The sequence below is a fragment of the Pseudomonas sp. P5_B2 genome, assembly GCF_056400445.1.
The window spans coordinates 1-1,977 of sequence record NZ_JBFULH010000696.1; the positions used below are offsets into that span (position 1 = coordinate 1).

Here is a 1,977-nt window from a genome sequence, read left to right on the forward strand (position 1 = left end):
CTCAATCGCAAGGCCTGACACACAACACACATCCCCCCTGTGGGAGCGGGCTTGCTCGCGAATGCGGTGTATCAGTCAGCATACCTGTTGAATGACACACCGCATTCGCGAGCAAGCCCGCTCCCACATTCGGTTTATGTGTGATTTGGAATTTGTCGTCAGCTGAAATCCAACCGAACTCAAGACAAAACCCCAGGGTCAACCCTTTGACCCGATTGTCTTGAAGCCGGAGATTTATGATGACTGACTATCCCAAACCACCCTTCGCTAAACAACAACAGCCGGTCCCCGGTTCTCAGCSCAAGATGGACCCCGTTCCCGATTGTGGCGAGCAGTCCTATCAAGGCTCGGGCCGGTTGAAAGGCAAGATCGCCCTGATCACCGGCGCAGACAGCGGCATCGGCCGCGCGGTGGCCATTGCCTTTGCCCGCGAAGGCGCGGATGTCGCCATCGCCTACCTGAATGAACACGAAGATGCACAGGAAACTGCACGCTGGGTCGAAGACGCCGGTCGTCAAACCCTGCTGCTGCCTGGCGATATTGCGCAAAAAGCCCAATGCCAGGCCTTGGTAGACAAGACCGTCGAGCGTTTCGGCCGTATCGATATTCTGGTCAATAACGCCGCGTTCCAGATGACCCACGAAAACCTCGAAGACATCCCGGATGAAGAATGGGTGATGACCTTCGATGTCAACATCACGGCCATGTTCCGCATTTGTCAGGCCGCGCTCAAGCACATGAAACCGGGCAGTTCAATCATCAACACCAGCTCGGTGAACTCGGACATGCCCAAACCCACCCTCCTCGCTTACGCCACGACTAAAGGGGCGATTGCCAACTTCACCGGAGGGCTGGCGCAGCTGCTCGGGCCGAAGAATATTCGGGTCAACAGCGTGGCCCCGGGGCCGATCTGGACGCCGCTGATTGTCTCGACCATGCCTGATGAAGAAGTGCAAAACTTCGGTGCTCACACCCCGCTTGGCCGCCCCGGCCAACCGGTAGAAGTGGCACCTATTTATGTGTTGCTGGCATCGGACGAGGCCAGTTACATCACAGGCCAGCGTTATGGAATTACGGGCGGCAAACCGATGCTGTAAACGCTGACAGGGGTCGGCTTTAATCGAAAAAATGAACCCCTGCCAACTATCTCCCCTCCATAGTTTTAAACCCTGTCATGGGCTGCCGAGGAGGTCGTCATGTCCGCACCTATCGTAAAACTCTTCACCCAACCGAACTTCGCGTGGATCGATATTCGTCGCGAAGAAGAAACATACCCGCGCCACTACCTCGCTCATCTACTGCTGCTCGCCTTGATCCCCGCCGTGTGCCTGTTTATCGGCACCACGTACGTCGGCTGGAGCCTGGCGGAGAACGAAACGGTCAAGCTCAGCAGCGCCAGCGCCATGCAACTCTGTGTGTTGCTGTACGTGACCATTGTGCTCGGCGTCGCAATCATGGGCGGCTTCATACGCTGGATGTCACGCACCTTCGACGCGCGCCCTACGCTCAATCAATGCATCGGGTTTGCAGCGTACACCGCGACACCGTTCTTCCTTGCTGGCATCGCCGGGCTATACCCGAGTCGCTGGCTGGCGATCCTGGTGTTGGGGGCTGCGTCCATCTACTCGACGTTTTTACTGTTTGTCGGTTTGCCCACCTTCATGCACGAGCGCAAGGAGCAGGGCCTGCTGTACGCAACGTGCGTCTGGGCCGTGGGCTTGCTGGTTTTAGTGACTATTCTGGTGGAAATGATTCTGGTGTGGTTCAACCTGCTGTCGCCTGAATACCTACGCGCAACGGTCGGTTGATTGCTATAGCCCCTACATCCCGGCACCTGCCCAGCGAGTAAAAACATGAGCTTCATTCTATGGGTGGCGGTGCTGGGTGCGGTGCTGTTGACGCTGGCGCTGACGTCGTCGTATCTGCGCTGGATGCCGGTGACCACGTCGGCGGTGTGTCTGGTGCTTGGCGCTGCCA

General features: G+C 57.4%; 2 protein-coding genes. Both read left to right on the forward strand.

Annotated elements, in window-relative coordinates:
• Window positions 1–239: 239 nt before the first annotated feature.
• A complete protein-coding gene (locus AC1DRJ_RS25725; RefSeq protein WP_477804636.1) occupies window positions 240–1,097 on the forward strand; it encodes an SDR family oxidoreductase in 858 nt (285 codons plus the stop codon).
• A gap of 99 nt (window positions 1,098–1,196) precedes the next feature.
• Window positions 1,197–1,808, forward strand: a complete 612-nt coding sequence (locus AC1DRJ_RS25730) for a Yip1 family protein (protein WP_477804635.1) — start codon at window positions 1,197–1,199, stop codon at window positions 1,806–1,808.
• The last annotated feature ends 169 nt before the right edge of the window (window positions 1,809–1,977 follow it).